The following is a 21,854-nucleotide window of genomic DNA, read 5'->3' on the forward strand; positions in this document are numbered from 1 at the left end:
GGTCAGAATTCACTCCATGAACCGGCACCCAGTTGGTTCAACCCCACTCAAAGGAACGATCATGACTGCTTCTACGAAAGGTTTCGCACTGGTCACGGGCGCATCGGCCGGCATCGGCGCCATCTACGCGGACCGTCTCGCCCGGCGCGGCTTCGACCTGATTCTGGTGGCGCGCAACCAGTCCCGACTTACCGCGCTCGCAGACCGACTCACGAAAGAAACGGGCCGCGCCGTCGAGACCGTCGCCGCGGATCTCAACGACAAGGCGGCGCTCGCGAAAATCGAAACCCTGCTCCGCGAAGACCCGCGCATCACGATGCTGGTGAACAACGCGGGCGTCGGGTCGGTTGCATCGGTGCTCGACGGCAATGTCGACGCCATGGAATCGATGATCGACCTGAACATCACGGCGCTGACGCGCCTCACCTATGCGGCCGCGCCCGCGTTCGTCGCGAGAGGTACGGGCACGATCATCAACATCAGTTCGGTCGTCGGCATTGCAGTCGAACTGCTGAACGGTGTCTACAGCGCGTCGAAATCGTATGTCCTGAGCTTCGGCCATGCGCTGCAACGCGACCTCGCGGGCAAGGGCGTGCGCGTGCAGACCGTGCTGCCCGCTGCGACTGCAACCGAGTTCTGGGATGTCGCGGGCTATGCGAAGCAAAAGGAAGCGGCGAGTACGATGACCGCAGACGATCTGGTGGATGCCGCTCTCGTCGGCCTCGATCAGGGCGAAATGGTGACCATCCCGACTCTGCATGACGGCGACCAATGGACGAAGTGGGAAGCGGACCGCCGCGCGCTGACGTCCCAGTTCGCCAATGCCAAGGCTGCTGCGCGCTACGTGTCGACCGTCGAGACGGCCGAGTAAGCCCCGTCACACGTCCAAGGGGTCCGGCGCAGTCGTCGGCGTCGATCGCCTCAATGGCGGAATGCCGCTCGTTGGTGAACATCATCGGCAACGCAGCGGCGGTCGTCGTGGTGTCGGCGTGGGAAGGATAACTCGACCGGGCGAAGATGGAGGCGCTGCTCAACGGTGAGCCGGGCCGGCAAATCCCGGCCGAAGGATCGGTCACGCTGAACGGCCCGGCTTCCGTCGATGGCGAGGCGCGTCGATTCCGGGCCGCGGACGCTTACGCCGAATCGGTGCAAGGTTTTTAGCACAGGTGACTTCGATTAGCTCAGCGGCCCCGTTGTGTCGCGACGAACGAGTTGGATGGGCAAGACATCGTGGACGGGCGCGCCCATCCCTCCGGCTCGAATGCGATCGACGAGGCGACGTGCGGCGGTGCGCGCCATGGCTTCGACGGGCTGTCGAATCGAAGTCAACGCGACCAGCGGCGATCCGGCGAGGGGCATGTCGTCGAAGCCGATGACCGAGAGTTGCTGGGGCACCGCAATGCCTTGTCGCTTTGCCGCTTCGAGCACGCCGAGGGCGATCGTGTCGTTTCCGGCGACGATGCCCGTGACCCGGTTATCCTCGCCCAGCATGGCGATGGCGCTGGAGTAGCCCGCCTCGCTGGTGTAATCGCAATAAATCAAAGGCACCGATGTCGGCGCTATGCCCACGCCCTCCAGCCACTGCAGTGCGCCTCCGACCCGGTCTCTGCTGGTCGACGTGTTTTGCGAACCCATGACCAGCCCGATCCGGCGATGCCCCAGTTGATAGAGATGCTCCACCGCAAGCGCACCGGCGTGGATGTTGTCGATTTCGACGGTGTCGACCCGCACGTCGTCGACAGACCGAACGACGAGCACCAGAGGAATGCCGCGTCTTTGCATCTCGGCCACCACGGGTGAGTCGAGCGTCGCGGTGGCGAAGATCATCCCGTCGAGATAGCCGTCGATCAGCGGGCGAAAAGCGAGCAGGTTCTCCGGGTCGTTCATCGAGTCGATCATCAGCGTGATCTGGTAATCGAACTCCTGCAGCGCGTCATGGAGATGCGTGAGCAACAAGGTCATGAACCGGTTATGCAGCGCGCCCACCACGACGCCGATCAGCTTCGTGGCTGACTTGCGCGTGGATCGGCCTTGCGACGGAATCCGGTAACCCATCTCGGCGGCCACCGCTTGCACGGCGCCGCGGGTCTCGCTGCTAATGGCCGGATGTCCCGCCAGTGACCTGGACACCGTGGACACCGAAATGCCGAGGCGCTCGGCGACATCTTCGAGACGGACTTTCGACACCTTCGCGCGAACGGCTGAACGGGATTTGGTTTGCATAAATTTGCATGAACGGATCGTAAGGAAGAGGCCATTAAGACCTTTGAATTCGGCCCTATAGGGTAAGTATCGAGCATTTGCACAATATTTGCAGAAGAAATTGCGATAAATTTGCATCAACGCAGCGAGCCTTTTAACTCTCCGGTACACGCTGCTTTTCGCTCACCCCGCAAAAAGGAAACGCAAATGGCAATCCACTATTTGAAGCATGGTCGTAGCGCGGAGGCGTCCTCGCAAGACGCCGCCAAAGTTCGCGACGTGGTCACGGGCATTCTCGCCGACGTGGCATCGCGCGGCGATGCAGCCGTCGCCGAACTCTCGGCGAAATTCGACGACTGGTCGCCCGAGCGTTTCCGACTGTCGGAGGATGAGATTGCGAGCTGTGTTCGCACGCTGTCATCGGGCCAACTCGACGACATCAAATTCGCGCAGGCTCAGGTGCGCAATTTTGCACAGGCGCAACGCGATTCGATTCGTGATGTCGAAATCGAGACCTTGCCCGGCGTGGTGCTGGGTCACAAGAACATGCCGGTCGACAGCGTGGCGTGTTATGTCCCCGGCGGCAAGTTTCCTCTGGTTGCATCGGCGCATATGGGCGTCGTGACGGCCAAGGTAGCAGGCGTTCCCCGCATCATCACCGCATCGCCGCCTGTCGGTGGCAAGCCGAATCCGGCGGTCGTCGCCGCGATGCACCTGGGCGGCGCTGACGAGATCTACACGTTCGGCGGTGTCCAGGCCATTGCTGCAATGGCGCTCGGCACGCAGACCATCGATCCGGTTGCCATGGTGGTCGGGCCGGGCAATGCCTATGTCGCGGAAGCGAAGCGTCAGCTGTTTGGCCGCATCGGCATCGACCTGATTGCAGGGCCTTCCGAAACCCTGGTGATCGCCGACGACAGCGTCGACGCGGAACTGTGCGCGACCGACCTTCTGGGTCAGGCTGAGCACGGCTTCAACACGCCGGCCGTTCTTCTCACGAACTCGATGCAACTGGCGAAGGACACGATCGCCGAAGTCGAACGCCTGCTCGACATTCTTCCGACGGCCAACACGGCGGGGGTTTCGTGGCGCGACTACGGCGAAGTGATCGTAGCGGACACGCTCGAAGAGATGGTCTCGGTGGCCGATCGCATTGCATCCGAGCACGTGCAGGTCATGACGCGCGACCCGGATTACTTCCTGACGAACATGAAAAACTACGGCGCGCTCTTCCTCGGTCCGCGCACCAATGTCGCCTACGGCGATAAGGTCATCGGCACGAATCACACGCTGCCGACGGGCAAGGCCGCGCGCTACACGGGTGGTCTGTGGGTCGGCAAGTTCATCAAGACCTGCACGTATCAGAAGGTATTGACGGACGAGGCGAGCGCGTTGATCGGCTCGTATTGTTCGCGGCTATGTGCCATCGAAGGCATGATCGCGCACGGCGAGCAAGCCAACATCCGCGTGCGTCGCTTCGGCAATCGCGATGTGCCGTACGGCACCGCCGTTCCCGCGTAATCGCCGCTGAGGAGGCGCTCATGTCACGAACCAGGCCGCGGCCCCGCAGCGACTTCCACTGGTTTTGTCAGGTCAACACCCAGTGGAAAGACATCGACATTTACGGGCACGTGAACAACGCCGTTCACTACACGTGGTTCGATACCGCGGTCAACGGATGGCTTGTTGATCGAGGTCTGCTCGATCCGGTTCGCGGCGAGGCGGTCGGTCTGGTCGTGCGAACGAGCTGTGAGTACTTCGATGAGGTCGTTTTTCCGGACGTCGTCACCTGTGGGCTGTGTGTCAGCCGGGTAGGGACGACCAGCGTGACGTACGAAATCAGTCTGTTTCGAAACGAGCGTGACCCGTCGTTCGCGCATGGCACGTTCGTTCACGCCTACGTCGACCGTCTCACGCGCAGGCCGGTGCCGCTCTCCGAGGCGCTGCGGCATGCGGTCATTCAGATTCGGGGAGCTTGAACCGAAGTGGTCTATCGTTCGCCGCCCACGTTCTGCAGTGTCTCGAGTGCTTCCAGGAGCACATTCCTGGCCGGCCCCTTGAGGTACTTCTTGAGTTCCTTCTCGACCTGAGTCTGCGCGGCGCGCCAGTGCGGCTCGGCCTCTTTCAATACGCGGGTGCCGGCAGGGCTGAGCTTCGCCAGTTTGTAGCGCGCATCGTCGTCGCTGGAGACTTCGACCCATCCCGCATCGATCAGTAGTTTGATGTTGCGCGAGATCGTTGTTTTGTCGAGCGACAATTCGGCTGCAATTTCGTTGTAGGTTGCCGAGCCAAGACGGTCGAGGCCGCGAAGGAGCGTGTGCTGCGTGATTTTCAGGCCCACCGGGCGCAAGGCCTCGTCGTAGATGCTGGTCAGCGCATTCGCCGAGCGCCTGAACTGGGTGCAATAGCATTCGGTGAACATCGGCAATCCCTCGTGAAAGATTGATCAGTGTATATGCAACTATCGTAGCACCTCCTGACGAGACATGTAGAAAGCGATAGGTTCGGGTTCTCACCAAGTTGAAGAAGCATCGATTGTTACTAGACTGTTGCATATACATCGGTTGTAGATGCATCTGTTTTCTGGGTCGGCACCGTCATGGGTTCGGAGCAGCAGATGGCGACCGGCGAGGAGCCGAGGCAAGGTATGAATCGTTGTGCGCATCGGCTTCTCCTGGATACGCTGCGCTCATATAGATGCATATGCAACAGATTATCGGGCGGGCAGCGATCCGGCGGCGCTGCCGCTCAAATATCGCATACGTAATCACGCTGGACCGCAACACCGCATCCCCAACAAACTTCGAAGGAGTTCCTGGAAATGCCCATCATCGTTTGCAACACGCGTGCCGGACTGGACGTCGACATCAAGCGGAAGATCGCCAAAGCGATCACTCTCGCCGTGAACGAGACCATCAAGTCCCCGCTCGAAATCATCAGCGTCGTCTTCAACGACCTCGCGTCCGAAAGTAGCTACGTGGGCGGAGAGCCGGGCGGCGACACCCTCATCATGTGCAACATTCGGGCGGGGCGATCGGAGGACGCGAAACTCACGCTGGTCAGGAAAGTGAGCGCCATTTTCAGTGACTATGCGGGAATTTCGGAAGACCGTATCGAGACCGGTCTGCTCGAATTCAATCCTAAATTCATCATTCGCGGCGGCCGGCAGTTGCCCGATCCTCCCTACGCGTGATAGACGATCACGCGATACGGACAGTCGATAAGTTCATACACATTCGCATACCTATGCATCAGGAGACAGGCTTGAACATCAAGGACTCGACGGCGGCAGAGCGATCGTCACCGAAGATGGTGACGATCGCCATCGCCAGTTTCATGGGAAGTGCCATTGAGTGGTTTGACTTCTTTCTATACGGAATCACCTCGGCACTCGTTTTCGGCAAGCTGTATTTCCCCGGTGGAGATCCGCTGACGGGAACGCTTCTGGCGTTCGGCACGTTTGCGGTGGGGTTCATCGCACGGCCGTTCGGCGGCATCGTCGCGGGCCATCTCGGCGACCGTGTCGGGCGCAAGTTCGTGCTGGTGACGACGCTGCTGGCAATGGGATTGTCGACCACGCTGATTGGTCTCGTGCCGTCGTACGACAGTATCGGAATCGTTGCGCCGGTCGTGTTGATCTTGCTGCGCATCGTGCAAGGTCTGGCGGTGGGCGGAGAGTGGGGCGGAGCAGCGCTGATCGCAGTCGAGCATGCCAGCCCGAAACGGCGCGGACTTTACGGCAGTTTCCCGCAGATGGGCCTTCCTGCCGGCCTGTGCATGGCAGTGGGTGGGATGGAGTTGGCGAGCCGCCTGCCTGAGGCGGAGTTTCTCGCTTGGGGCTGGCGCATTCCGTTTCTGTTCAGTGCGGTGCTCGTCGCAGTGGGTCTCGTGATTCGACTTCGCATCGAAGAGCCGCCTGCCTTCAGGAAGGTGCTCGATACCGACTCGACCGTCAAGCTGCCTATTGTCGAGGCGGTTCGCAGATTTCCGAGAGCGATTGTGATGTCCGCCGGTCTTCGTTTTGCCGACAATATTCTGTACTACGTATTCACGACCTTCGGCCTGACGTATATGACGAGCCATCTCGGCTTGCCTCGAAAGACGGTGCTGGTCGCCATCCTGATTGCCGCCGCGCTCGAACTACTGACGAATCCACTCTTTGGTGCGCTATCGGACAAGTTCGGTCGAAAGCAGGTGGTGATCTTCGGCGCACTGGTTGCGGTGCTGGCGCCATATCCGTTCTTCCGGATGGTAGGCACCGGGAATCCGACGATGATCCTGCTTGCCGAGATCATGGTGATCACGATTGCACATGCTGCCGTGTTCTCGCCGATGGCCGCATGGTTCGCCGAGATGTTCAGCCCCGAAGTCCGCTATAGCGGCGTAACGATAGGTTTCCAGTTGGGCGCATTGCTCGCCGGCGCGCCGACGCCGCTGATCGCCACGGCGCTGCTCGCGAAGTACGGCGACTACACGCCCGTAGCTATCTTCGCGATGATCGCGGCAGGGATCACCCTCGTTTGCGCACTGTTCGCGAGGGTTGCTCAGGAGCGCAGGGCGCCGTCAGCGGCGAGTCTGATTCCGGCCGGCACCCCGCGTGAAGGCTGATCAGACTTGACGAGATCATGAAGACGAAGCGGCCGCGGGAGTTCAGGCGTCTCGTGATCGTGCTCGTACGCGACACCGCTCGCCTGCCTGCAATCGGGCCTGTGTAAGCGGGCGGCCGCAAGGCGTGGACGTAGCCCGCGAAGGAATCGATCGACCAGATTTGAATTAACAGAGAGACATATGTCTGACGGACTTTTTAATCTCGAAGGAAAGAGCGCTGTCGTGACTGGCGCGGGCCGTGGCCTTGGCGCGGACATCGCTTCCTTGCTCGCACGATCCGGAGCACACGTTCATCTGCTCAGCAGGGATCGACGGGAACTCGATGAGGTCGCTGCTCGTATTCGTCGAATGGGTGGCGCGTGCACGCCCGTCGTGTGCGACCTCCTGAAAGACGATCAACTGGAGCGGGTGTTCGACGAGCTTCCCAGGCTGGACATCCTCGTCAACAACGCCGGCACCAACATTCCCGCGAGACTTGCGGACGTCACCACTTCGGACCTGGACTTCGTGATCGGTCTGAACGTCCGTGCGACGTTCCTGGCGACGCGAGCGGCCGTTCGCAAGATGCTCGAAGGTGAAGCAACCGGTGACCGCGCCATCATCAACATTTCGTCGCAGATGGGGCACGTGGGCGCGCCTGAACGATCCGTGTACTGCATGACGAAGCACGCGATGGAAGGTCTGACGAAAGCAGCCGCTGTCGAGCTCGCGCCCGGAATACGTGTGAATTCGGTCGCACCCACATTCGTCGATACACCGATGACGCAGCCGTTTTTCGAGAACGAGCAGTTCAGGAACTGGGTATTCGAACGAATCCCGATGGGCCGCCTGCTCTCGAGCGACCAGGTCGCCGCAGCGGTGCTGTATCTCGCGTCGCCCGCCGCCGCAATGATCACGGGTACGAGTTTGCGTATCGACGGCGGATGGACAGCGCAGTAGGCACAGCGTTTCGTACACGGCCTGCAGGACGTGCCTGCGTGCGCGGGCCGGCCGCTTATCGGCGCGCATCGACACGGCTTCATCAGGCTTGTTTATCGAGTCGGGCGACCCTGGCATAGACTGTCGTCGAGACGGAGGTAGGGGCTGGCAGTCGCTTTCTGGCGCTCGATGCGACTGCGGCCGTGCCTTTGAGGGTATTGTTCCCGCCGTTGTCTCCGCTCGTAGCGCCTCTCTGGTGTCGTTCGGTTGATCACTCTGACATCCATGCCTGCGGGCGCCACGCACTGGAGTACGCGCACGATCAAGAGCTGGCTAGCGTACAAGCAGCGACTAGTCCAATCCTGCGGCTACTCGCCATTCTTCCAAAACGTGGTCGAGCACGTCGTAGGTCACAGGCTTGCGGAGGTAGCCATCGAAACCTGGGAAATCGTCGTCCTCGAGGTCACTACGACCCGTCACCGCGATGATATACGCGGCTTGCGACGCGCCATCCAAGCGCAAGATGCCGCATGTCTGTCGGCCGTCTCCGTCGGGTAAATCGACGTCCGCCAAAATGACGTCGAATGGCGTGGTATCAGCGAGGCTTCGGGCCGTCGCGCACTTGGTCGAGACGGTCACTGTATGTCCCATCTTTTCAATCAGCTGAGCAATCGAAACAGCGAAGTCTGAATCGTCATCTAGCACAAGGATGTTCATTCGAGTCCCCGATGATGGTTGATGGCTGATCAGGCGTGGTTTATGCAAGGTTGATGCCCATTTGATCGGCTCATGCGCTGCCCACACCGCCGCGCCATCATCGATCTCTCAGAGGATGCGTTGAAGAGATTACTCCACGAGAGAGCAGCTTTTTCGATCGGAACTCTTTGGCCGAGTGCTCCCGAACGGAGTCAATCGTCCGCTGTGTGCCATCGGTCAGCACGCCGCGTTGATTGCCAGTCCTTGGCAGCGTATCCGAATTCCTTGTGTTATTAGCGGTGCGAGGACGCGTGTGATTTGTCGCGCCGTTGTGTGATCCGGCGATGTCGCGATGACTTTCATTTCGGGCCGGCATTGCATCGTCCCTCTCCTTGAAAGCCGGCCTCGTGTCGATTTCGACATCGCTCGCCGATACCGCTGCCTGCCTCTCCTCGGGCAGGTGGTCGGATCTGGATGAGTCTCTCAGCGCCACTTCCGGCGTCTGACCGCTAACTTTGCCGGTTACGACGGAACTGAGGTAGCGAGATGACCAGCCTTCTCCGTCCGTTCAGCGCTCCCCATGATTAGACAAAAGCGAGAAGACGCCAAGCAAACACACGATCGCGGCCAGTCCAACGACGAACGAACGGTTGTTAAAGTTAGTCATCGAAGTATTTTCTTCTGTCAGTTGATTGTCGGTGCTATGCCGGCGACGTCGCGCGGTGCCTGGGTCTTGCTCGCGAAACAAGCTACGACCGATCGATCCCCCGAGAGGTTCGAAGCGTCAGAGCAGATTCGCTTTCTGCGCCCGTTCGATCGTTGCGAGCAAGAAGTCTGGCTTCTGATGCACTGATCGATGGTTCTTTGGGTTGTGTCGGCCTGAAATCACGTATGGAGCAGTGTCAATGCACAGCCTACCGCAATGAATAACGCTGCCAGCATAAGTTTCAGGCGAAACCGCCAGGCACCTGCAGATAAAGCGCGCACTTGAAACTCCTTGTTGGAAGCAATAGAGGTCGCGAGGCGAAAAACTGCAAGAGCCTCGCGACTTTTGTCGCATGCGACGGGACGCTATCAATGTGAATGGATCACATGAAAGCGCTGCTCATATGGAGCGTGCCATTTACTCCGGCGGGGAAGAAACCGCCTTGGCTGACGGCCCCCTTGTTGAGATAGACGATGTTGAGCACGTCGTCGTAGCTTCGACTGAAGGCGATCCCGTTGTTGTCGAGCGGAACAATGTTGGAGATGTCGTTTGTTGCGCCAGCGATACCCTGATCGACGTCGCTCGAAGCATCGAGTGAATCTCGCGCGTTCGAAATGGCTTGGGTTGCAGTCACGAGGCTCGGCGTCTGAATGCCTTTGCTATAAAGCACTGTCCGGACGAGACCTGCGTGGTAAGCCTCAGCCGCGAGGATACCCGCGGCCGCTTCAAGGTAGGTCTTGTTCGCAATAAGCGGTGAAGCACCCTTATACGCGGTCACACCTACGTCTTCGAAGATGAACGCGCCCAGAAGGAAGTTATTGTCATTCAGGTAGGGATTGAATGCGGTGCCCGCCGGAGCAAGGCCAGCAACCTGAGCGGCAAGTGAAAACGCTCCGTTGGGGTCGGTTCCGCCGACATCCAGCGCCGGCATGGCTACCGCCGAGGAGCCCAGCGCTGAACGGAGAAATGCGACGTGTTCGAGTTCGTCCTTCGCGATCTCTCTTGCATAGGCGGCCACGACAGGATCGGAAAAAGGCACCTGTTGACCTGGAGTAACCTTGCCCATAGTGCCGGTTCCGCTCATGAGGCTCGTTGAGAGGCCCGCACCCGTCGTCGCATACGCGTAGAACGTCGCCTCGAGATATTCGAGATTGAGCGCAAAATTCAAGATCTCTGCATCGGTCGGACCGCTCGCTGCGTTGGCATTGTCGCCGGAGCTTCCTCCACACGCGCCGAGGATCGTTCCTCCGATCAATCCGAGGCCCAACCCGCCCGCATTACGGAAAAACTGGCGCCGCTTTTCCCGGCGCCCGGCACGCCGCTCGAGCACCCCTGCCATCACGATATCTTCGCGCATGTCTATCTCCTTTATCTCGATCAGATAAATGACGAACGGCCGTACAAGACGAGGCCATCGACTTCGCCGTTCTTTCGATTGGAATTAGCAGGTGGTGAGCAGACCGCAACCGACTATCTGGCAACCACACCAAGCGGTACGAAGCGGCCCCGCGCGGCAGATGCGAGTGGTAACAGACGCTTTCACTTCGACGCAGAAGCGCTACCGAATTACGTCATCCGATCAGCAGAGTCGGAAATAAACGTCACTCAGGGCATGCCTGAGAAAGACACCCGCTCAACCACGCGCCGTGTCGCGCGGCGGGAGAGCCAGGGCGATCAGGCAAAGAGATCAGAGCGCCAATGCTCATGAGGACGCGGAAGCGTCGGCGACGATTGAACATCACGATCACCGGCGACTTTAACGGCAGCCGCTAACGCTGGTTGAACAGAAAGGTCGCGCAACGTGCCTGTTCACGCGGCTGGGGAGTTCAACGCCAAGACGATGCACTTTGGCCGATGACGCTCCAATCGGCCTTATCGGTCATCTCAGGGTGGTAACTACATCTATAGAGATGTCTTCACACAAGGTGGTCCCCTCGCACCGCATGGACGTGGCTGTTTGCCAGAGATACGCAGGAAACCCGCGCGCGGATGCATCGATATTCGAAGATTTCGAAAGCGCTGACGCGAACTCTCATACCGGGGCCGGCCGATCTGCTCGTGCGATTGCGGCACGCGATGGAAACGCGTGGTCACGTGGGCGCGCGTTCCGGCCATTGCCCGAGACCGATGCCGCAGCGACGCGCTTCGCCTTCAGATACCGGCCGACGATCCGATGCAGCCGCGCGCGCATACGTGTGCAGCTTACTCACGAAGTCTCCGTGACCTCGTCGATCTCCGAAAATGCGGCCTTGGCGATACGGAAACTGTCGATCGCCGCAGGGACACCTGCATATATCGCGGCCTGGAGAAACACCTCGCGGATCTCGTCGCGCGTAACGCCGTTTGTCAGGGCGCCCTTCACATGCAGCTTGAGTTCATGGGGGCGGTTCAGCGCAGTCAGCAGGCCCAGGTTCAGCAGACTGCGCGTGCGTCGGTCGAGCCCGGGGCGGTTCCATATCTCGCCCCAGCAATACTGTGTCACCAGTTCCTGCATGGGCAGGCTGAACGGGTCGGCATTGGCCATGGCGGCATCGACATAGCTGGCTCCCAGTACTTCGCGTCGAGTGGCCAGCCCCTTTTCAAAGAGTGCGTTGTTCATGATGTCCTCGGTCAGTGAGCCTTGCTGGCGTTGGCGACCCATTGGCCTAGTTCCGCCTTGTTCGCCGCGACCCACTCGTCCGACAGTTTCGAGACCAGCGCCGGCGAGCCGCCTTCCTTGCTGATAATGGCTTCCCAGCGCGACCAGGTCGTGCCCGGGAAGCGAATCTGTTCGACAAGCGCCCTGGCGGCAGGATTGGCGGCAATGAACTCCTTGTTGGCGACGGAACCCCAGTTCCACGACGCCATCGCCATGTGGCAAGGGTTGGCGCCGCCAGCGCATCCCTCGACGTTTTTGACCAGAGCCGATCCCTTGTTGGGAACGTTCGGCGGCAATGCATCGGCCGGCGTCGGGAGCCAGACCACATCGACACCGGGCACCAGCGCATTGGTCACCCACGACGGACTCCACGCGTAAAAGAAGGCCGGCTTGCCGCTCTTCACTTTCGTCACGGCTTCGACCATCAACGCCTCATATTTGCCGCGCACGGACTTGACGGTCTGCTTCAGACCGAACTTGTCCAGTTGATAGTCGACTACGTCGCCGCAACTCCAGCCCGGATCGCAGCTGATCAACTCCGCCTTGCCATCCTTGCCGAAGAGCGCGGCAATCTTCGGATCCTTCAGTTGCTCGAGGCTGGTGATGTTGTAGGCCAGCGCGGTCTTCTTGTCGATGAGATAGCCGTTGATGCCGTCTCCGGCGATCAGCCCCGAGCCCACGACCGTCGCCTGGTCGGCGACCGCACGGAATCCCGGTTCCCGCTGCGGAAAATTCACGTCGGTCGCCAGATCCACGTCGCCCTGGGCGACCGCCTGAAAGAACAGGGTCGTATTCATCGTGCTGAGCTTGACGTCGTAGCCGAGCATCTTGAACGCCTTGCTCACGATCTGCGCGACGACATAATTGCCGCCGAAGCTATCGCTCTGCGCGTAGCGGATCGTTTTTCCGCTGCCCGGCAAGGTCTGCGCGTTCACGGTCATGGTCATCGTCATCGACACGGCCAGCATCGCGACGGACTTCAGAATTTCTTTCATTTCATCCCTTCGGAGTATTCACGGCCCTGACGACCGCGGGGTGTACGGGGCGCCACTACGAGCGCCGTCGGCGAAGATTCTCGAAAAGGGCTGGACGCGCGCGAACGTCAGAGCGCGCGTTCGGGGTCGCCACTGGCGTGCGGCGCGTCACGCCCTCCGCGGAAAAAGCGGGAAATCACGGCTCGGAACGTAGGCTGATTGCGCGCTCGAGTGCGGGCGAGTTTCTGCGTGAAGCGGTCGAGCATCATCGCCAGCAGCACAATGGCGATCCCGCCGACCGCCGCGCGACCGACATCGAGCCGTCCCAGGCCTTGGAGCACCACGAGCCCCAGGCCTTCGGCGCCGATCATGGCCACGACCACGGACATGACCATGGCCGTGAGGACGGTCTGGTTCAGCCCGCCCAGAATGGTCGGGATCGCCAGCGGCAATTGCACTTCCCACAGCAGTTGTCGCTTGTCGGCGCCGAATGCGAGCCCGGCCTCGACGATCTCGTGCTCCACCATGCGAATGCCGAGATGCGTAAAGCGGATCAGCGGTGGCATCGCGGCCGTGACCACGGCGACTTCGCCGGGCACGTTGCCCACACCGAACAGCATCACGACGGGCACGAGGTACACGAACGTCGGCGTCGTCTGCATGATGTCCAGCAGGGGACGCACGATCATCCAGACTCGCTCGCTGCGCGCGCTCCATACGCCGATCGGAATGCCGATGACGGCGCAGAACAGGATCGCGGTGATGATCAGCGACAGCGTCGTCATGGCTTCGCTCCACACGCCGAGCATCGCGATCACGACGCACACGACCACGCTGAACGCAGCGACACCCACGCTGGCCAGCCGCCAGAAGATCAGGAACGCGACGAGCACCATGACGGGGAAGGGCACGGCATGGAAGACGCCGTCGTTGAACGTGAGCAAACGCTCCACGGGCCATTTGATCAACAGGAAGAGCGGTCGCATGTGCATGGCCATCCATCGCACGCCCTCCTGAATCCATTGATCGAAGGGGAAGATCGCAAGTTGGTCGGCATTAAACATGTTGAGCTCCCGCGCCGACGCCGGCGCCAATTCGAGCGAGCACCTGCTTCGCATCCAGTACGCCGATCAGCTTGCCGTCATCGTCGGTGACGCCGATCGGATGTTCGCCACCGCACCTGCCCGCGACGTCGATGAGCCGCATGCTCGCGCTGACGCTGGTGAACTGTCCGTTCGCTTGTGGAACGGCCTCACCCCGGCACGCGCTCGCGACCTGGGCGCCGTCCAGCGTGCCGAGAACACGTGCCTGCGCATCCAGCAGAAAGCCGGGCGCGCCGGCGTTCGACGCCATGACCGTTTTCCCCTGGCCCTGCCACAAGGGCGAGAGCGCCGTCATCACCGAGCGCGCGTCGAACAGGCGGGCGCGATCGACGTCTCGCGTGAAGGCGGCCACGTAGTCGCTGCCCGGCTCCATCACGATGTTCTGCGGCGTGCCTTCGCGAACGAGGCGGCCGTCGGCCATGATGGCGATGCGCGTGCCGAGCCGCAGCGCTTCCTGGAAATCGTGGGTGATGAAGAGGATGGTTTTGTTGAGCGTCTTTTGCAGGCGCAGCAGCTCGTCCTGCATTTCGGTGCGGATCAGCGGGTCGAGCGCGCTGAACGCCTCGTCCATGATCAGCACGTCGGCCTCGGTCGCCAGTGCCCGTGCAAGACCGACGCGCTGACGCATGCCGCCGCTCAGTTCCTGGGGCATGTGATACGCCCAGCGCGCAAGGCCGACGATCGACAGCACTTCTTCGGCGCGACGGCGTCGTTCCGCGGCCGGCATGCCGCGCAGCTTCAGACCGAACTCGACGTTTTCGATGACGCGCCGATTCGGCAACAAGGCGAAGTGCTGGAAAACCATCGAGATGCGATTGCGCCGCACTTCGCGAAGCCCGGGCTCATCGAGCGCGCAGATATCGTCACCGTCGAGCAGGATGCGGCCGGCGCTGGGTTCGTTCAATCGATTGATGCATCGTGCGAGCGTCGATTTTCCCGAGCCCGACAGTCCCATGATCATGTAGATCGCCCCGGACGGCACCCCGAGCGAGACATCGTCGAGCCCGACGACCTCGCCGAGCGCTTCGAGCACGTCCGCCTTGCGCCGGCCGGCCTTGAGCATGGCCAGCGCCGGCGCCGGCCTGTCGGAGAAAACCTTGTACAAATTTTCGATGCGGAGACGTTCAGTCACGGCGAATCTCCTCATGCGCGCCGCACAGCGGCGCAAACGCGGTCATTGGGGAAAAGTCGGTCGGCACGAGGATGCGGTTCTCCGCGTGCTCGATGAGTTCCGACAGTTGCGGAACGAACGACTGCCAGCGGGAATCCTGTGCCAGGCCTTGCCGACGACGCGCGCGCTCGTCCAGGCTCGGGTATGCCCACAGATGCGTCACCTGACTCAGCACGCCGATCTCGGTGGTGAAGTAGCCGATCAGGTGTCCGAGGATGGGCTGCTGAATTTTCAGACCTTCGTCCCGGACGAGTTTCAAGTACCGCGCCATGCAGCCGTTGCGGATGCGATAGATGCGCTCTTCGAGAATCATGCGCTTGCCTCCGATACGTCGTTGGCGAGAAATGCGCGCAACAGCGATGCGACGCGCTCCGGCGCCTCTGTGAGGATCGAGTGGCGCAGACCGGGCAGAATTTCCAGTTGCGATCCGGTGATGCATTCGTGCATGAACTGCGCCATGCGCGGATTCGATCCTCGATCGTCTTCCCCCGTGACGATCAGCGTCGGCATGCGGATCTGATCGATGAATCCGCCGAAGTCCGTCTCGGCGAGCACGCGGTACGCGGAGGTGTAGCAATCGGGATCGTTCTGCGCGTTGCGTCGACGCAGATACGCGATCCGCTCCGGGTTGCGTGCCTGGAAGTCTTCCGTGAGCCAGCGCGACAACGATGCGTCGTAGTGAGACCCGCGCTCGCCGTTTTTCAGCGCAGCGAGGCGAGCGAGCACATGCTCGCGTTCCTCGCGGGTACGCCCGGACACCGTGGCGAGCAGCACGAGCCGCCGCAGCCGCCCGGCATGAGACAGGGCCATGCGCTGCGCGATGAGTCCGCCGAGCGAGAAGCCGGCCAGGTGGAACCGGTCGAAGCCGACGTGGTCGGCGAGCGCGAGGGCGTCGCCGACGAAATCGTCGATCTCATACCGCCCCCGCACGCGGGACGATGTCCCATGTCCGCGCAGGTCGAACGTCAGCACGCGAAAATCGTCGGCAAGCCGGCTGACGACATCGTCCCAGGCCTCGAGGTATGAACCGACGCCGTGAATACAGACGAGCTGTCGCGGTCCGCGCCCCTGCAGGCGGTAATGCAGCGAGACGTCGCCGACTTGAATCGTATCGTCGAGGAAATCCTTCATGTCGAGGGCCTCTGGGCTCAGCGCCCTGCGACGGCGAGCGCCGCGTGGCGATCCGCGCGTTCGCGGCCGGCGAAGTGCGGCATGACTTCGTCGATGAACAGCCGAAGCGTCTTCGCCTGCAACTCGAAGGGCAGGTTGAACGACAGCCCGAGGCAAAACTGGTCGACGCCCTGCGCTTCGTAGACTTCCAGCTTGCGAATGATCTCGTCCGGAGTGCCGAACATGAGGTTCTCCCTGATGGCCGCGGGATCGTAGCTGCCGCGATTGACCACGGCCTCGTATGGAACGGCCTCCGGGAAGCCGTTGTGCACGGCGCCGATGTTCTGCATCAGGTTCTCGAAGTAGCGGCCATAGTCGACGCTGTGCCGCACGGCCGTTTCCCAGTCCTGCGGGCGGTCGTACACGCACGTGCGCCGTTGCATCATGAAGCGCGGGCGCGGGCGTTCAGGATGGTCGGCGACCGCCTTGCGGAACTTCTCGCCGAGCACGGCGATTTCCGACGCGGGGGCCGACAACGGTGTCGACAGAATATTGGCGCCGATACCGACTGCCCAGTCGAAACTTCCCGGATCGCGCGTGGCGACCCAGATCGGCGGATGCGGTTGCTGGAGCGGCTTCGGCACCGACGTGGCCAGCGGAAACTTCCAGTAGTGGCCGTCGTGCTCATAGTCGCCTGCCCAGAGCTTCCTGACCGCCGGCACCAGCTCCTTCATATAGGCCACGCCCTCCTGTTGGGGCATTCCGCCCGCCATGCGATCGAACTCGTATTGATACGCGCCGCGGGCGATGCCGAATTCGAGCCGGCCGCCGGTCAGGTGATCGCACATGGCGGCTTCTCCGGCGAGCCGGATCGGCGACCAGTAGGGGGCGACCAGCGTGGCCGTACCGAGGCGGATCCGCTCGGTGTGCTGGGATAGCCACGTGAGCGTCATGAACGGATTCGGTGAAATCGTGCACTCGATCGTGTGATGCTCGGCCGTCCAGAGCGTCTCGAATCCGCCCTGGTCGGCGAGGCGGGCGAGATGAAGCAGGTTTTGCTTCGCCTGTGTCATCGAGTCGTCGGGCGAAAAGCGTTCCATGCTGAGCGAAACTGCGAATTTCATCGTTAATCTCCGGGATTCAGTTGGCGATGGTTCAACGCAGGCGGATCACGAACGGGTCTTGCATCGCACCCGAGTAATCAATGACGACGTTCTTGACGCGGGAGAATTCGCGCATGACTTCGAACCCTCCGCGACGTCCATAGCCGCTGTGTTTCATGCCGCCATTTGCCGACATGTAGGCAGCCGAGCGATAGGTGTTGATCCAGACGGTGCCCGCGTCGACGTCCCGGGCGAAGCGCATCGCGCGATCGATGTCCCGCGTCCAGATGCCGGCGGCGAGACCGTAATGGGTGGCGTTGGCCAGCTCGATGAGCTCTTTCTCGTCGCTGAACGGCATCACGCCGACCACCGGGCCGAAAATCTCCTCCTGCATGAAGCGCATGTCGTTACGTGCCTTCGACAGCACGGTGGGTTCGTAGTACCAGCCGCCAGCCAGGTCGCTGCGCGCGGGGCGTTGCCCGCCAGCGGCGACCCTGGCGCCTTCCTGGATGCCGGACGCGACATAGGTCTCCACCTTGTCGAGCTGTGCGGCGAGCGCAAGCGGTCCGATGTCGGTGTCTTCGTGCGTCGGGTGGCCGACGCGCACTCGATTCGTGCGCTCGACGAGAGCCTCGACGAACCGGTCGTGGACCGAGGCTTCGACAAAACAGCGCGAGCCGGCCACGCAGGTTTGTCCCGCGGCCGCGAACACGCCGGAGACCACACCGTTGACTGCACGCTCGATGTCGACGTCGCCGAAGACGACGTGCGGAGACTTGCCGCCGAGCTCCATCTGGCACGGCACCAGATTCTGGGCAGCATTGCCCGCGATGCGGCGGCCGGTGACGGTGCTGCCGGTGAAGACGAACTTGGCGATGCCCGGATGCTGGGTCAGCGTGTCGCCGGTTTTCCTGCCGTCACCTGTCACGACGTTGACGACCCCGGGCGGGATGCCTGCCTGGATGACCAGTTCGGCGAGCGCCAGCGTCGACGCCGTGGCGTGTTCGGACGGCTTGACGACGATGGTGTTGCCGATCGCGAGGCACGGCGCCAGCGTGCCCGTCAGCATCATGAGCGGAGAATTCCACGGGATGATCATCCCGACGACGCCGAGCGGCTCACGCGTGTTGAAGTTCAGCGTGTCGAGCTTGTTTACCGGAATCGTGTCGCCTTGCAACTTGTCGGCCATGCCGGCGAAGTAGAAGTACGAATCCGGGATGGCGCGCATTTGGGCGCGCATCTCCTTGAGCAGCTTGCCGTTGTCGCGGCATTCGATGGCGGCGAGCGCATCGGCGTTTTCGAGCACCAGTTCACCAAGGCGGCGCACCAGCTTGCCGCGCTCGGTCTGCGTCATGCGGCGCCACGTCGGGTTCGCGAAGGCCGCCTGTGCCGAGCGCACGGCGCTATCCACATCGACTGCATCGCCCAGCGCGAATTCGTACCAGGGCTTGCCCGTGGTCGGGTCGAAGCTTTGCAGATACTCGCCGTCATGCGGCTCGGTGAAGTCGCCGTCGATGAAGTGTCGTTGGCGTGAACCTTCCAGTGACTGCAGCGTTGTGCGCATCGAGTTGCTCCAATTCAAACGTGAATGGGTTGATCCCACGGCTGGGCGTCGCCGACCCTCGCGAGGCGACCTCCGTCGTGCGAATCCATGTAGATCGTGAAATTTCCGCCGCCCGTTTCGCGCACATAGCGACGCAGCATCGACCGGATTTCCCGCGACGGGATGTCGTCGAAGGGCAGGTGATCGAAGGGGAAAAAGCGGAACGGCGGCGGCAGCGTGGCCAGGGCCGCCGGCTGGGCCAGCCGGGCCCGGTACACGAGATAGCCCGGATCGTTCTCGGCCGTATCGAACACGGAGTACAGGAACGTGTCGTCCGGCAGCAGCGCCAGTTCGCCGCCGCCAGCCAGCGGCAGGCGCCCCTGCGTGACGCGGCGCGGAGCGGTAGGTAGAACCCAGCCGCCCTTGCCGTCCTGCGCAAGGAGCAGGCTGCCGCCCGCATCGATGAGATAGCCGACGATCATGTCGTGCGACGACAGCCAGCCCGGCGGCAGCGGATCCTTGACGTGTGCATATCGTCCGCGGCAGAAGCCCAGCGGTGCGGCGGGACTCGTGCCGAATGCATGGATGCGGCCGATCAGGATGGCGTGATCCCCGGCATCGACCCGATCGTGAACCGAGCAGTCGAACCACGTCAGGCAGTCGGTAAGCACCGGAGCACCGGTGTGCACTGTGTCGTGACCGACGTCGGAAAACTTGTCGGGGGACTTGGACGCGAACAGATTCGACACGTCCGTCTGCCCGTCATGCAGCAGATTGACGGCGAAATGCCCGGCTTCCTGGAAGGTTGGGTAGCTCGCGGCGCCTTTGCCGATGCAAACGAGCAGCAGCGGCGGGTCCAGCGACACCGACGTGAATGAGTTCGCAGTCATGCCGCGGGGACGCCCGTCGGCGTCGCGCGTCGTCACCACGGTCACGCCGGTCACGAAAGTGCCGAGCGCGCGGCGCAGCGCGACCGGGTCGATGGCGGCGAGTTCGCCTCGGGCCGGGAATTGCATATCGATCACCTCGAAACGTCGTTACGTTGAGGTCAACGATAGGCGACCGATTTTGCGTCGGCTTCCTGCGATCCGTAGGAGAGGATCGCCTGATTAATCTCGATTGCGCGGCAGGGTTTTCCTTGATGCGGCCGGGCCGGCCCCAACATTGGTGAGGGTGTGGAGCTGGATGGCGAGTTCGACCGCGAAGCGCCGTTCCGGTGACTCGACATCGATGCCGAACAACTCCTGAATGCGCGACAGCCGATAACGCAGCGTGGTGACGTGCAGACCCATTGCGTCGGCGCAGGGCTGGCTGCGGCATCCAGAGCGCAGGTAGGCGGCGAGCGTGTCGAGATACGGCGTTCCCGACGAACGGTCGTGGTCGACGAGACCACCGATGGTGCCGTCCACGAAGCCGTGCACGTCGGCCGAGTCGGCGGCCCCCATCAACATGGGCAACGGGCCGAGCCCCTGAATATCCAGCGGCCCGCTTCGCCCGAATTTGCGCGCGACGCGGATCATTCGCCAGCAACGCTCCCATTCGCTCGCCAACGGCTCGATGCCCTTGAAAACCTCGCCAATCGCCACGATCGGCTCGCGGCCGAGCGAACGGGCAAGCGTCTCGGAGATGCGCTTCGCCAGCCGCGGCAAAGCCGACACGTCGCGCAGACCGTCTTGCGGGATCAGGCAAACGAGACCGCTCCCCACCGTGACGATATGAATGGGGACGTGCGATTGACGCGCGAGCAACTCGACCGTGCCGTGGCTTTCCACCGAGAGATTGCTGGCTGCGCGGGCTGCGTCCGCGGGAATCCGTTGATCGGGAAAGTCGACCACCAGCATCCGCAATGGCGAGATCAACGAAAGGCCGAGGCGGCGCCCGCGGTGCAGGATGTCTTCCTCGTCGCGCCAGCGGCGCTCGACGATCTCGAAGAAGAGTTCGGTCAGCGTTCTCGTCTCGAAGCGGAACCGGACCACGCTGCGCATCATCTGTACGCTCAATGCGAATCGGGCGCTTTCGAGCATGAGCTGATGCAGGTCTCCAGATCCGGTGACGCCGAATGTCAGCAGTGCGCCGACGAGTTCTTCGTCCACCTTCAGAGGCGCGATGGCCGCTTTCACGTTGAGTCCGCGATGCAGCGGAAGGTCGACGGAGGTCTGCTGGAAGCGCTGGATGCTCTCGCGCACCAAGGTGACGGTCTCCCGCCCGAAAGCGCCGGCGAGCCAGCGTTGCCATTCGGCATCGCCGATGCTGGCCGGGGCCGGGGATCCGGCGCCCACGAGATGGTTGGCAAAGAAATCGATGACCAGTACGGGGCCGCCGAGCAAATCGGCCAACGTCGACGTGAGATGCTCGACCGACCCGCCGGCGAGCACATCCCGCAACAGACGTCGTTGGGCTTCGAGCGCGTTCTGCAGGCGCAAGTGGGATTCGTGCTGGGCGCGTTGCCGATGCGCGCGCTCGATGGCGATCGAGCCGAGATGCACGACGGTGGCCATGAACGTGAGATCTTCCTCGCTCACGTCACGCACCGAACGCGATGCCACCGTGAGCACCATCGGCCGGCCTTCCGAGTCTTTCGATGACATCGGCAAAACCAGCACGGTGCGATAACCGCGTTCCTTCGCTTCGCGCCGATAGCCGGGAAACTGCGTCGATTCGAGGGCGTCGCGAATATAGACGGGCTCGTTATTTTGCAATGCGATCAACGACGGGCTGGTCGCCAGTTCCCAGCGGTCCTCGGTGTGCTGCGGCAGGATGCTCGTCTCGAATCGCGTCACCACGAGACCGTATCCGTGCGCCAGGTCGATGCTCATCACCGATCCGAGGTCCCAGTCGTCTTGCTGCACCGCGGAACGCACGAGATCGCGCAACAGGCCGTCGAGGTCTTCGTCTGAGCTGATCTGACTGGCGACGTAGCGCAACGCCATCAGTCGTTGTTTTCGTTCGGGCATTCGGTGTCTCCTCCGCTGCGGGCCAATCTACACCAAAGCAACGGAAGAAAAAAACGATCTTCCTCCGAATCGGAGGAAGACGCCTCGATGAACCGTCCTTAGCATCGGTATCAACGGGCATGGACGAC

General features: G+C 61.9%; 21 protein-coding genes. 7 read left to right on the plus strand and 14 right to left on the minus strand.

The window, feature by feature from the left end; translation table 11 throughout:
• Positions 1–61: 61 nt before the first annotated feature.
• Both U4Y90_RS16635 and U4Y90_RS16645 read left to right on the plus strand, forming a co-directional pair.
• Positions 62–871, plus strand: coding sequence for an SDR family oxidoreductase (locus U4Y90_RS16635; protein WP_321796057.1), 810 nt, complete (start codon positions 62–64; stop codon positions 869–871).
• Positions 872–1,017: 146 nt separating this feature from the next.
• Positions 1,018–1,161, plus strand: a complete 144-nt coding sequence (locus tag U4Y90_RS16645; protein ID WP_321796059.1) for a hypothetical protein — start codon at positions 1,018–1,020, stop codon at positions 1,159–1,161.
• Between the two features lie 15 nt (positions 1,162–1,176).
• Here U4Y90_RS16645 and U4Y90_RS16650 read toward each other — a convergent pair whose 3' ends face one another.
• On the minus strand, positions 1,177–2,223 hold the full coding sequence (locus tag U4Y90_RS16650) for a LacI family DNA-binding transcriptional regulator (protein WP_321796061.1): 1,047 nt from the start codon (positions 2,221–2,223) through the stop codon (positions 1,177–1,179).
• A 186-nt stretch (positions 2,224–2,409) separates the two neighbouring features.
• Here U4Y90_RS16650 and hisD point away from each other — a divergent pair, with 186 nt between their 5' ends.
• Positions 2,410–3,723, plus strand: a complete 1,314-nt coding sequence (hisD, locus tag U4Y90_RS16655) for a histidinol dehydrogenase (protein WP_321796063.1) — start codon at positions 2,410–2,412, stop codon at positions 3,721–3,723.
• A gap of 20 nt (positions 3,724–3,743) precedes the next feature.
• Complete coding sequence (locus U4Y90_RS16660) at positions 3,744–4,181, plus strand: thioesterase family protein (RefSeq protein WP_321796065.1); 438 nt, start codon at positions 3,744–3,746, stop codon at positions 4,179–4,181.
• Positions 4,182–4,192: 11 nt separating this feature from the next.
• Here the strand turns inward: U4Y90_RS16660 and U4Y90_RS16665 are convergent, their stop codons facing one another.
• Entirely contained in the window at positions 4,193–4,624 is a 432-nt protein-coding gene (locus U4Y90_RS16665; RefSeq protein ID WP_321796066.1) for a MarR family winged helix-turn-helix transcriptional regulator, read from the minus strand.
• A gap of 399 nt (positions 4,625–5,023) precedes the next feature.
• Between U4Y90_RS16665 and U4Y90_RS16670 the strand changes: the two genes are divergently transcribed.
• The 3 genes from U4Y90_RS16670 to U4Y90_RS16680 all read left to right on the plus strand — a co-directional run bounded on the left by U4Y90_RS16670 (position 5,024) and on the right by U4Y90_RS16680 (position 7,749).
• Positions 5,024–5,395, plus strand: coding sequence for a tautomerase family protein (locus U4Y90_RS16670; protein ID WP_321796067.1), 372 nt, complete (start codon positions 5,024–5,026; stop codon positions 5,393–5,395).
• 71 nt (positions 5,396–5,466) lie between these two features.
• Positions 5,467–6,810, plus strand: a complete 1,344-nt coding sequence (locus tag U4Y90_RS16675; RefSeq protein ID WP_321796069.1) for an MFS transporter — start codon at positions 5,467–5,469, stop codon at positions 6,808–6,810.
• Between the two features lie 222 nt (positions 6,811–7,032).
• A complete protein-coding gene (locus U4Y90_RS16680; protein ID WP_321796070.1) occupies positions 7,033–7,749 on the plus strand; it encodes an SDR family oxidoreductase in 717 nt (238 codons plus the stop codon).
• Between the two features lie 330 nt (positions 7,750–8,079).
• Here the strand turns inward: U4Y90_RS16680 and U4Y90_RS16685 are convergent, their stop codons facing one another.
• The 12 genes from U4Y90_RS16685 to U4Y90_RS16740 all read right to left on the minus strand — a co-directional run bounded on the left by U4Y90_RS16685 (position 8,080) and on the right by U4Y90_RS16740 (position 21,726).
• Positions 8,080–8,445: a response regulator gene (locus tag U4Y90_RS16685; protein ID WP_321796072.1), complete on the minus strand. Its 366-nt coding sequence runs from the start codon at positions 8,443–8,445 to the stop codon at positions 8,080–8,082.
• Between the two features lie 1,067 nt (positions 8,446–9,512).
• Positions 9,513–10,487 carry a ferritin-like domain-containing protein gene (locus U4Y90_RS16690; protein ID WP_321796074.1) on the minus strand — a complete coding sequence of 325 codons (975 nt, stop codon included), beginning with the start codon at positions 10,485–10,487 and terminating at the stop codon, positions 9,513–9,515.
• 849 nt (positions 10,488–11,336) lie between these two features.
• Positions 11,337–11,729 carry a carboxymuconolactone decarboxylase family protein gene (locus U4Y90_RS16695; protein WP_321796076.1) on the minus strand — a complete coding sequence of 131 codons (393 nt, stop codon included), beginning with the start codon at positions 11,727–11,729 and terminating at the stop codon, positions 11,337–11,339.
• An 11-nt stretch (positions 11,730–11,740) separates the two neighbouring features.
• Complete coding sequence (gene proX, locus U4Y90_RS16700) at positions 11,741–12,763, minus strand: glycine betaine/L-proline ABC transporter substrate-binding protein ProX (RefSeq protein WP_321796078.1); 1,023 nt, start codon at positions 12,761–12,763, stop codon at positions 11,741–11,743.
• 107 nt (positions 12,764–12,870) lie between these two features.
• Positions 12,871–13,806, minus strand: coding sequence for a proline/glycine betaine ABC transporter permease (locus U4Y90_RS16705; RefSeq protein ID WP_321796152.1), 936 nt, complete (start codon positions 13,804–13,806; stop codon positions 12,871–12,873).
• On the minus strand, positions 13,799–14,977 hold the full coding sequence (locus U4Y90_RS16710) for a betaine/proline/choline family ABC transporter ATP-binding protein (protein ID WP_321796080.1): 1,179 nt from the start codon (positions 14,975–14,977) through the stop codon (positions 13,799–13,801). The genes U4Y90_RS16705 and U4Y90_RS16710 overlap by 8 nt, the downstream gene beginning before the upstream one ends.
• Positions 14,970–15,329 carry an NIPSNAP family protein gene (locus U4Y90_RS16715; RefSeq protein ID WP_321796081.1) on the minus strand — a complete coding sequence of 120 codons (360 nt, stop codon included), beginning with the start codon at positions 15,327–15,329 and terminating at the stop codon, positions 14,970–14,972. Before U4Y90_RS16715 ends, U4Y90_RS16710 begins: the two co-directional genes overlap by 8 nt.
• Entirely contained in the window at positions 15,326–16,147 is an 822-nt protein-coding gene (locus U4Y90_RS16720; protein WP_321796082.1) for an alpha/beta fold hydrolase, read from the minus strand. Before U4Y90_RS16720 ends, U4Y90_RS16715 begins: the two co-directional genes overlap by 4 nt.
• A gap of 17 nt (positions 16,148–16,164) precedes the next feature.
• Positions 16,165–17,250, minus strand: coding sequence for an LLM class flavin-dependent oxidoreductase (locus tag U4Y90_RS16725; RefSeq protein WP_321796083.1), 1,086 nt, complete (start codon positions 17,248–17,250; stop codon positions 16,165–16,167).
• 31 nt (positions 17,251–17,281) lie between these two features.
• Positions 17,282–18,793 carry an aldehyde dehydrogenase gene (locus U4Y90_RS16730; protein WP_321796085.1) on the minus strand — a complete coding sequence of 504 codons (1,512 nt, stop codon included), beginning with the start codon at positions 18,791–18,793 and terminating at the stop codon, positions 17,282–17,284.
• Positions 18,794–18,807: 14 nt separating this feature from the next.
• Positions 18,808–19,788 (minus strand): flavin reductase family protein, encoded by a 981-nt coding sequence (locus U4Y90_RS16735; RefSeq protein ID WP_321796086.1) that lies wholly within the window; start codon positions 19,786–19,788, stop codon positions 18,808–18,810.
• Between the two features lie 93 nt (positions 19,789–19,881).
• Positions 19,882–21,726: a helix-turn-helix domain-containing protein gene (locus U4Y90_RS16740; protein WP_321796088.1), complete on the minus strand. Its 1,845-nt coding sequence runs from the start codon at positions 21,724–21,726 to the stop codon at positions 19,882–19,884.
• Positions 21,727–21,854: the final 128 nt, after the last annotated feature.

Source organism: Caballeronia sp. J97 (assembly GCF_905220305.1).
GTDB lineage: Bacteria > Pseudomonadota > Gammaproteobacteria > Burkholderiales > Burkholderiaceae > Caballeronia.

Bases quoted from the DNA above. Each gene is read 5' to 3' on its own strand.
- U4Y90_RS16705 (WP_321796152.1), bottom strand. From the start codon at position 13,806: ATGTTTAATGCCGACCAACTTGCGATCTTCCCCTTCGATCAATGGATT.
- U4Y90_RS16665 (WP_321796066.1), bottom strand. From the start codon at position 4,624: ATGTTCACCGAATGCTATTGCACCCAGTTCAGGCGCTCGGCGAATGCG.
- U4Y90_RS16730 (WP_321796085.1), bottom strand. From the start codon at position 18,793: ATGCGCACAACGCTGCAGTCACTGGAAGGTTCACGCCAACGACACTTC.
- U4Y90_RS16660 (WP_321796065.1), top strand. From the start codon at position 3,744: ATGTCACGAACCAGGCCGCGGCCCCGCAGCGACTTCCACTGGTTTTGT.
- U4Y90_RS16670 (WP_321796067.1), top strand. From the start codon at position 5,024: ATGCCCATCATCGTTTGCAACACGCGTGCCGGACTGGACGTCGACATC.
- hisD (WP_321796063.1), top strand. From the start codon at position 2,410: ATGGCAATCCACTATTTGAAGCATGGTCGTAGCGCGGAGGCGTCCTCG.
- U4Y90_RS16720 (WP_321796082.1), bottom strand. From the start codon at position 16,147: ATGAAGGATTTCCTCGACGATACGATTCAAGTCGGCGACGTCTCGCTG.
- U4Y90_RS16685 (WP_321796072.1), bottom strand. From the start codon at position 8,445: ATGAACATCCTTGTGCTAGATGACGATTCAGACTTCGCTGTTTCGATT.
- U4Y90_RS16695 (WP_321796076.1), bottom strand. From the start codon at position 11,729: ATGAACAACGCACTCTTTGAAAAGGGGCTGGCCACTCGACGCGAAGTA.
- U4Y90_RS16645 (WP_321796059.1), top strand. From the start codon at position 1,018: ATGGAGGCGCTGCTCAACGGTGAGCCGGGCCGGCAAATCCCGGCCGAA.
- U4Y90_RS16735 (WP_321796086.1), bottom strand. From the start codon at position 19,788: ATGCAATTCCCGGCCCGAGGCGAACTCGCCGCCATCGACCCGGTCGCG.
- U4Y90_RS16635 (WP_321796057.1), top strand. From the start codon at position 62: ATGACTGCTTCTACGAAAGGTTTCGCACTGGTCACGGGCGCATCGGCC.
- U4Y90_RS16725 (WP_321796083.1), bottom strand. From the start codon at position 17,250: ATGAAATTCGCAGTTTCGCTCAGCATGGAACGCTTTTCGCCCGACGAC.
- U4Y90_RS16650 (WP_321796061.1), bottom strand. From the start codon at position 2,223: ATGCAAACCAAATCCCGTTCAGCCGTTCGCGCGAAGGTGTCGAAAGTC.
- U4Y90_RS16690 (WP_321796074.1), bottom strand. From the start codon at position 10,487: ATGCGCGAAGATATCGTGATGGCAGGGGTGCTCGAGCGGCGTGCCGGG.
- proX (WP_321796078.1), bottom strand. From the start codon at position 12,763: ATGAAAGAAATTCTGAAGTCCGTCGCGATGCTGGCCGTGTCGATGACG.
- U4Y90_RS16715 (WP_321796081.1), bottom strand. From the start codon at position 15,329: ATGATTCTCGAAGAGCGCATCTATCGCATCCGCAACGGCTGCATGGCG.
- U4Y90_RS16740 (WP_321796088.1), bottom strand. From the start codon at position 21,726: ATGCCCGAACGAAAACAACGACTGATGGCGTTGCGCTACGTCGCCAGT.